Genomic DNA, 3,830 nt, shown 5'->3' on the forward strand with positions numbered 1-3,830 from the left:
CTCCCTCCGATCACGCCTGCGATGAAACCGCGTACCATTCTGCCCCCGTTCCGGTGGATTCTCCGTCTGGGCGGGCTTGTACCGCAACCGTGTCGATCCGTCAGTGCGCAACGGCCCTGCCCGACCCGGCCTTGACGACGCGGGGCCCGCCTGCGCATGTATACCCTGGCGGGCAAAGCCGCCGCCAGCCCCGACACAGCGGTTTTTGCATGCTTCTTCTGATCGATAACTACGACAGCTTCACATACAATCTGGTGCACCTGATCGGCTCGACCGGCACCGACGTCGTGGTGCGGCGGAACGATGCGGTCTCTGTCGACGAGGCGATGGCGATGGCGCCCGCCGGCATCGTGCTCAGCCCCGGCCCCTGCGATCCGGATCGTGCCGGTATCTGCCTCGACCTCACCCGCGCGGCGGCTGAGACCGGTACACCGCTTCTCGGCGTGTGCCTCGGCCATCAGACGATCGGACAGGCCTTTGGTGGTACGGTCGTGCGCCACGACGAAATCGTGCACGGCAAGGCCGGTGAGATGCACCACGACGGCGCGGGCGTTTTTGCCGGACTGCCCTCGCCGTTCTCGGCCACGCGCTATCACAGCCTGGTGGTTCGGCGTGCCGACCTGCCGGACTGCCTGACCGTAACGGCAGCGCTGGAGGATGGCACGATCATGGGTCTGCAGCACCGCGACCTGCCGATCCACGGCGTTCAGTTCCACCCGGAATCCATCGCCTCCGCCCACGGCAGGGCGCTGGTGGGCAATTTCCTGTCCCTGGCCGGCCTACAAGTCGACGCGGCGGCATGAGCGACGACCTCAGACCGTTGATCGGCCTTGCCGCCGATCGTCCGCTGACGCGCGCCGAGGCCGAAAAGGCGTTCACCATCCTATTCGAGGGGCGCGCGACGCCCGCGCAGATCGGCGGCCTGCTGATGGCGCTGCGCACGCGCGGCGAGACGGTCGACGAATATGCCGCCGCCGCCGCCGTTATGCGCGCCAAGTGCAAGCGCGTGCGCGGCCCGATCGGCGCGATCGACATCGTCGGCACGGGCGGCGACGGCAAGGGCACGCTCAACATCTCGACCGCGACGGCCTTCGTGGTCGCCGGGGCCGGCGTTCCGGTGGCGAAGCACGGCAACCGCAACCTGTCGTCCAAATCCGGTGCCGCCGATGCGCTGGCACAGATGGGCATCGACGTGATGATCGACGCGCCGAAGGTCGAGAAGGCGCTGGCCGCCTGCGGAATCGCCTTCATGATGGCGCCGATGCACCACCCGGCCATGGCCCATGTGGGCCCCGTGCGGACAGAACTCGGCACGCGCACGATCTTCAACATCCTCGGCCCGCTGACCAACCCGGCCGGGGTCAAGCGGCAGCTCACCGGCGCCTTCACCCGCGACCTGATCCACCCGATGGCCGAGGTCCTGCGCGCACTCGGGTCCGAACGCGCTTGGCTTGTGCACGGGTCTGACGGCACCGACGAACTGACCATCACCGGCACAAGCTGGGTCGCGGCGCTCGACGAAGACGGCACGATCCGCGAGGCCGAGATCCACCCCGAGGACGCCGCCCTGCCCGTCCATCCGTTCGAGGCGATCCTGGGCGGCACGCCCGCCGAGAACGCCGGCGCCTTCCGCGCGCTGCTGGCCGGCGAGGCGTCGGCCTATCGCGACGCGGTACTGCTGAACGCGGCCGCGGCGCTTGTCGTCGCCGGCAAGGTCGACAGCCTTCCCGACGGGGCGGCGTTGGCGCGGGAAAGCATCGACAGCGGAGCCGCGCTGGCCAAGGTCGAAGCGCTGGCGCGGGCCACGCACGCCGCCTGATGGCCGGACCCTCAGACGACCTGGCATACGGTGTCCTTTCGCCCCCGGACGGGTGGCGGCACCTGCCCTTTTTCGCACAGAACTGGCCGGTCCTGCGCCAGAACCTGAGGTCCGACCCGCGCCAGATCCTGCCGCCCGCGCACCAGGTCTTCGACGCGTTCATGCGCAATACGCCCGAAACCGTGCGGGTCGTGATCCTGGGGCAGGACCCCTACCCGACGCCCGGCCATGCCCACGGCCACGCCTTCTCGGTCGAACCGGACGTCAGCCCACCGCGGTCGCTGGCGAACATCTTCGCCGAGATGCAGGACGACCTCGGGGCGCGGCCGCGGACCGGCGACCTGCGCCACTGGGCCGATCAGGGCGTCCTGCTGCTCAACACCGCGCTGACGGTGCCGGCGGGTCAGGCCGGCGGGCACGCGCGGCTGGGCTGGGCGCCTTTGACGGCCGACGTGTTGCAGACGCTCTCCGACAAGCCGCGCGCCTTCGTGCTGTGGGGCCGGCCCGCGCAGGCGCAGGGCCGACACATCCACGGCGATGGCCACCTTGTCCTGCAAAGCGCCCATCCCTCACCGCTCTCGGCACGCCGCGGGTTTTTCGGGTCACGCCCCTTTTCCCGCGTCAACGAGTGGCTTAAAGCCAGAGGGGACACGCCAATCGACTGGACGGGGCAATGACCGGGACCATCCTCGACAAGATCAAGGCTTACAAACTCGACGAGATCGCCGCTGCGAAAACCGCGCGTCCGCTGGCCGAGGTCGAGGCTGAAGCGAAACGGACCGGTCCCGTGCGCGGCTTCGCCGAAGCGCTGCGTAAGGCCACGAAGACCGGCTACGGGCTGATCGCCGAAATCAAGAAGGCGTCGCCGTCCAAGGGCCTGATCCGCGCCGACTTCGACCCGAGCACGCTCGCCCGGGCCTACGAAGCAGGCGGCGCGGCGTGCCTTTCGGTTCTGACCGACGGGCCGTCGTTCCAGGGCGACAAGACGTTCCTGCGCGCGGCCCGCGACGCGACCGCTCTGCCCGCGCTGCGCAAGGACTTCATGTACGACCCGTACCAGGTGCCCGAGGCGCGCGCGCTCGGCGCGGATTGTATCCTTATCATCATGGCGAGCGTATCGGACACCCAGGCGGCCGAGCTCGAAGCTTGCGCGACCGAATGGGGCATGGACGCCCTGATCGAGGTCCATGACCGCGACGAACTCGACCGTGCACTAAGGCTTGAATCCCCGCTGATCGGCATAAACAATCGCAATCTCAACACGTTCGAGACGTCTCTTGATGTCACCAGAGCCTTGGCGAAAGGTGTCTCGGACGATCGGCTGCTGGTCTCCGAGTCCGGGCTGCGCACGCCTGAGGACCTTGCGGACATGGCGGCACACGGCGCGCGCGCCTTTCTGATCGGCGAAAGCCTGATGCGGCAGGCCGATGTCGAGCAGGCGACCCGTACATTGCTTCGCGATCCGGTACCCGCATGAGCGGCTTGACACATTTCGACGAAAGCGGCGCCGCGCACATGGTCGACGTCTCGGAGAAGGCCGTGACCGCCCGGGTCGCGCAGGCCGAAGGCCGCATCGTGATGAACGCCGAGACGCTGGAGCGGATCACCGAGGGCACCGCGAGCAAAGGCGACGTGATCGGCGTCGCGCGGCTGGCGGGCATCATGGGCTGCAAGAAGACGCCCGAGCTGATCCCGCTATGCCATCCCCTGCCGCTCAGCAAGGTCGGCATCGAGTTGCACGCCGACCCCGCGCTGCCAGGCGTCCGGATCGTGGCGACGGTCAAGACCACCGGACAGACCGGCGTCGAGATGGAGGCGCTGACCGCCGTGTCCGTCGCCGCGCTGACCGTCTACGACATGGTGAAGGCCGTCGACAAGACCATGCGCATCGAGGGCATCCGCGTGATCCTGAAGGACGGCGGCAAGTCCGGGCGGTACGAGGCCGGAACCGGCGAGGCGGAATGATCTCGGTCGCGCAGGCGCTCGACACGCTCTTCGCGCTTGTCCCGCC

General features: G+C 68.6%; 5 protein-coding genes. All 5 read left to right on the top strand.

Annotated features, from left to right (window positions below):
• Positions 1 to 209 precede the first annotated feature (209 nt).
• The 5 genes from ACFDTC_RS06825 to moaC are packed head-to-tail and all read left to right on the top strand — an operon-like array spanning position 210 to position 3,784.
• On the top strand, positions 210 to 803 hold the full coding sequence (locus ACFDTC_RS06825; RefSeq protein ID WP_375258129.1) for an anthranilate synthase component II: 594 nt from the start codon (positions 210 to 212) through the stop codon (positions 801 to 803).
• Positions 800 to 1,819, top strand: coding sequence for an anthranilate phosphoribosyltransferase (gene trpD, locus ACFDTC_RS06830; RefSeq protein WP_375258130.1), 1,020 nt, complete (start codon positions 800 to 802; stop codon positions 1,817 to 1,819). The genes ACFDTC_RS06825 and trpD overlap by 4 nt, the downstream gene beginning before the upstream one ends.
• Positions 1,819 to 2,496, top strand: coding sequence for a uracil-DNA glycosylase (locus ACFDTC_RS06835; protein ID WP_375258131.1), 678 nt, complete (start codon positions 1,819 to 1,821; stop codon positions 2,494 to 2,496). Before trpD ends, ACFDTC_RS06835 begins: the two co-directional genes overlap by 1 nt.
• On the top strand, positions 2,493 to 3,296 hold the full coding sequence (gene trpC, locus ACFDTC_RS06840; RefSeq protein WP_375258132.1) for an indole-3-glycerol phosphate synthase TrpC: 804 nt from the start codon (positions 2,493 to 2,495) through the stop codon (positions 3,294 to 3,296). Before ACFDTC_RS06835 ends, trpC begins: the two co-directional genes overlap by 4 nt.
• Positions 3,293 to 3,784, top strand: a complete 492-nt coding sequence (moaC, locus tag ACFDTC_RS06845) for a cyclic pyranopterin monophosphate synthase MoaC (protein WP_375258133.1) — start codon at positions 3,293 to 3,295, stop codon at positions 3,782 to 3,784. The genes trpC and moaC overlap by 4 nt, the downstream gene beginning before the upstream one ends.
• The last annotated feature ends 46 nt before the right edge of the window (positions 3,785 to 3,830 follow it).

The organism is Citreimonas sp. (assembly GCF_042096055.1).
Classification (GTDB): Bacteria; Pseudomonadota; Alphaproteobacteria; order Rhodobacterales; family Rhodobacteraceae; genus Citreimonas.